The sequence below is a fragment of the Lactobacillus sp. genome, from assembly GCF_051893255.1.
GTDB lineage: Bacteria > Bacillota > Bacilli > Lactobacillales > Lactobacillaceae > Lactobacillus.
In genome coordinates this window covers 19120-22690 of record NZ_JBJFHB010000087.1, presented here as the reverse complement: position 1 = coordinate 22690, position 3571 = coordinate 19120, and the positions used below count along the sequence as shown (strand labels likewise).

Genomic DNA, 3571 nt, shown 5'->3' with positions numbered 1-3571 from the left:
CAGGTCCGGGTAGCGGTCCAGCAGGCCTTTTTTCAAGAGAAACTGTCCCTGGTAGTAAGGGTGGCAGAAGAGCTCTTTCAAGTTGACCACGTCAGAGACGTTATAAGCGATCAAGTCGGCAAATTCTTCTTGGCTGGTTAGGTAGTCTTGGCCCGGCCGCAACTTGTCGCTTTCCAGGATCTGCCAGCCCAAGTTGCCTAAAAGTCGCTTCAGCCCCACCCGCCTTTGCCGCTCGTTAAGCTGGGACACGTCAAGGTGCCGCCCCGTCATGCGAAAATTTTTTAAGACGAGACTGGCCGTCTTGTCCTCCCACAAGCTGGCCGGCATCTGGCCGATATAGCGAGAAAAAAGCGTATCGTTAAAGTCTCGCATTTCTTTAGCGGTGATTGGGCGAAACTGGTCTCTGACCCCGCTGGCATTTGGCCACCAGGTGCGGGTGAAATAGTAAGCCAGCATGGTCAGGTCGTAGTTGGTGGAGTTGTAGCCAAAAAAGTACGGCGCCTTTTCCGGGGAATAGTCTGGGTCCGTGTCGCAGGTCGGCCGAAAAGCCGCTGGGAACGATGACTTGGCCTCTGGATCATTGACATAGCGGGCATCCGACAGGCCAAAGGCCTGGGCTAGGCGCTCGTTAGCCGTTTGCTCATGGAGGTTCAGGTAGTAGATGTCGCCGTGAAAGTTTTGATTTTTGGCCCGGATCTCGCCAGCGGCCATCTTTTTAAAGGGGATGCTGTCTTGGTCGGTGAGGCCGGGGGCGTCAACTAAATAGTAGATGTCAACCCGCTCATCATCTGGCCGGTAGCAAGACAAGGTGAAGGCGTTGGTCAAGGATTCAATATCGTAAAAATAGGAATTAAGCCGGTCGGTCATAGTGGCTCCTCGCTTTCGTTTTTAGTCTTCAGAAAGAAAAAGCGAGTCTTAGCGACTCAGCTGCTCACGGTTGCTTTTTCTTTTTCTCAATTCTTCAAACCGCTCTAAGGGCATGGAAGTTACGTGATAATGTCGGCAATAAGGACATAAATAAGAGCGAATCGGCATCTTGCGCCAGTGCTCATGGTTGATCTCCATGGTGTGGACCGCCGCTTCTTCTCGGTAAAGAAATAATTCAGCATCAAACTTGGTCTTAAAGGCCTTCTTGCCGCTGGGACAAGCCATTAAGCGCAAATGCTTCGCCCGCCGGTAGGCCTTGTTTGCTTGACTTCTCGTCATGGTAATGCCCCCTTTCGGGAATGGTAATTATTTTTTACTTTTTTAATTATTAGCACTTACTTTACTCTCATTTTAGCATAAGAACAAGGCCCCCTCAAGCGTTGACCCTTTGGTGATTAGAGCGGTTTTAGGGTCGATTTGCCGATTCAGCTTTTAAGCAGGATCTCTTTATTTTTTCGACTAAAAAGGGAAAGCGCTACATTGTTTTTTGGCTAAAAAAGTTAGATAATATAAAGGTATGTAAGTTTATCGTGCAATCTAGGAGGCAAAATGAAAAAGTTTACCAAGTCTATTTTGACTGCCCTCTCACTTGCGACAGCCACTTTTTCCGTAGCTCCGCAAGCAGCCGGCTTAACCGAAGCCGCTACGGCATCAAAGACTACTAAAGAATATAAAGATGGGTCTTACTACATTACAGCTAGCATCGATGACGCTGGCGAAGGCGTTTATTCAACTGAAGCCAGCTTTTTATCTGGGGCAGCTGTTAAGGCCATCATCAAGAGCCACAAGCTTTCTGCCGTAACCTTCACTTTGGAGTCCGGCCTTCCATCATACTCCAGCCTGACCATCAACGGCCAAAAGGCCAAGGTTACCGAGGCCAAGGACGGCAGCGTTACCTACACTTTCCCAGCTAGTGCCTACAAGACTAAAAAGGGGACGATCAGCTTTACGGTTAACGACAAGAAGATTACCGCTGACGTAACCTTCTCAGCTTTGCCATCTAACGCCTACGACACGGTTGTAGAAACTTCAACTGTTGCCAAGAAGACGGTAAAGAAGACCTCAGCTGTTTACGACCGCGCTGGCAAGAAGACTAAGGCGAAGTCCATCAAGGCTGGCAAGACCATTACCACCTACGGCACTTTGACTCGCAACGGCGTGAAGTACTACAAGGTCTCAAAGAAGGCTAGCCAATACATCAAGGCTTCAAACGTTGACGGCGTCTTTGTCACCCTGAAGCAAAGTACGGCAGTCTACACTAAGGCCTTGAAGAAGACCAAGACTACTTACAAGAAGGGCAAGAAGCTGTACGCTTACGCCTACGCAATGCTCGGCGGCAACAAGTACTACAAGCTGGGCACTGACAAGTACATCCCAGCTTCTAGCGTTGACGGCTACAACATCACCTTGAAGCACGGCGCAGTTGTCTACACCAAGGACCTGAAGAAGACCAAGACCAGCTACGGTGAAGGCAAGAAGCTGTACGCTTACGGCTCAGCTGTTTTGAATAAGCGCAAGTACTACCAAGTTGGCTCAAACAGCTTCATTGTTGCCTCAAACGTTGACGGGACTAACCGCAAGCTGAAGAAGAACGCCTACATCTACAAGAAGTCAAAGGGCAAGGCAGTTCGCTACAAGAAGTTCGTTTTGAAGAAGAACACCACCCACAAGACTTATGGCGGCGCCGTAACGATCAAGGGCAAGAAGTACTACATCGTTGGCGTTGGCCAATACGCAGTTAAGTCTAACTTCCGTTAATTAGACATTATTAGACCGCAATCTCCATTCTGGAGATTGCGGTTTTTGTTTTTGAGTGGTGGGGGGCGCGGTGGCCGGGGCTGGGGTGGCTGAATTGACCCAATCGCGATGAAAGCTGCTCACGATCTTACTCAAGTAACAAAATCGTTGCTCATAAATTTACTCAACTGCGCCTTCTCGTCAGTTGGTTGAGTAAATTTTGGGCCGGAGGTTAGCTTACTTGAGTATGTTTGTGTGAAGCTTTTTTCAAAAATGGGCTCCAGTTGAGTAAGATTATGTGCACCCTCCCCCAAAACTGACTCAACCAAACCCAATTTTCTGATTTTTCGCTCCCGTTTTGACTCAACCGGCGCTGATTATCCGTTTTTTCGCCCCCAAGTTGACTCAACCGAACTCATTTTTTCGTTTTTCCGCCCCCGAGTTGACTCAACCGACTCCATTTTTCTATTTTTTCGCCCCCAAATTGACTCAACCGGTTCTATTTTTCCGTTTTTTTGCCCCCGTTTTGACTCAACCGACTCCATTTTTCTATTTTTTCGCCCCCAAGTTGACTCAACCGGCGCTGATTTTCCGTTTTTTTGCCCCCATTTTGACTCAACCGGATCTATTTTTCCGTTTTTCCGCCCCCAAGTTGACTCAACCAAACCTGGTTGACATACTTTGGGGGCAATTTTTGTCAAAAACAAGCCTGGTTGACATACTTTTGGGGAAGATTTTTACAAAAACAAACCCGGTTGACATACTTTGGGGGCAGATTTTGCCAAAATCCAGACCGGTTGACATACTTTGGGGGCAATTTTTGTCAAAAACAAGCCTGGTTGACATACTTTTGGGGAAGATTTTGACAAAAACAAACCCGGTTGACATACTTTGGGGGCAATTTTTG

General features: G+C 48.0%; 2 protein-coding genes and 2 pseudogenes. 1 reads left to right on the top strand and 3 read right to left on the bottom strand.

Features of this window, described 5'->3' with window-relative positions:
- Together ACI4WN_RS08395 and ACI4WN_RS08390 are read right to left on the bottom strand one after the other, a co-directional pair.
- Positions 1 to 867 (bottom strand): annotated as a pseudogene (locus ACI4WN_RS08395) (hypothetical protein); the annotation flags it as partial.
- A 48-nt stretch (positions 868 to 915) separates the two neighbouring features.
- On the bottom strand, positions 916 to 1206 hold the full coding sequence (locus ACI4WN_RS08390; protein ID WP_008462737.1) for a hypothetical protein: 291 nt from the start codon (positions 1204 to 1206) through the stop codon (positions 916 to 918).
- A 270-nt stretch (positions 1207 to 1476) separates the two neighbouring features.
- On the opposite strand from ACI4WN_RS08390, the gene ACI4WN_RS08385 reads away from it, so the two are divergent.
- Positions 1477 to 2685, top strand: coding sequence for an SLAP domain-containing protein (locus ACI4WN_RS08385; RefSeq protein WP_439777792.1), 1209 nt, complete (start codon positions 1477 to 1479; stop codon positions 2683 to 2685).
- Positions 2686 to 3321: 636 nt separating this feature from the next.
- Here the strand turns inward: ACI4WN_RS08385 and ACI4WN_RS08380 are convergent.
- Positions 3322 to 3571 (bottom strand): annotated as a pseudogene (locus ACI4WN_RS08380) (hypothetical protein); the annotation flags it as partial.

Coding starts and splice junctions, on each gene's coding strand:
- ACI4WN_RS08390 (WP_008462737.1), bottom strand. CDS start 1,206: ATGACGAGAAGTCAAGCAAACAAGGCCTACCGGCGGGCGAAGCATTTG.
- ACI4WN_RS08385 (WP_439777792.1), top strand. CDS start 1,477: ATGAAAAAGTTTACCAAGTCTATTTTGACTGCCCTCTCACTTGCGACA.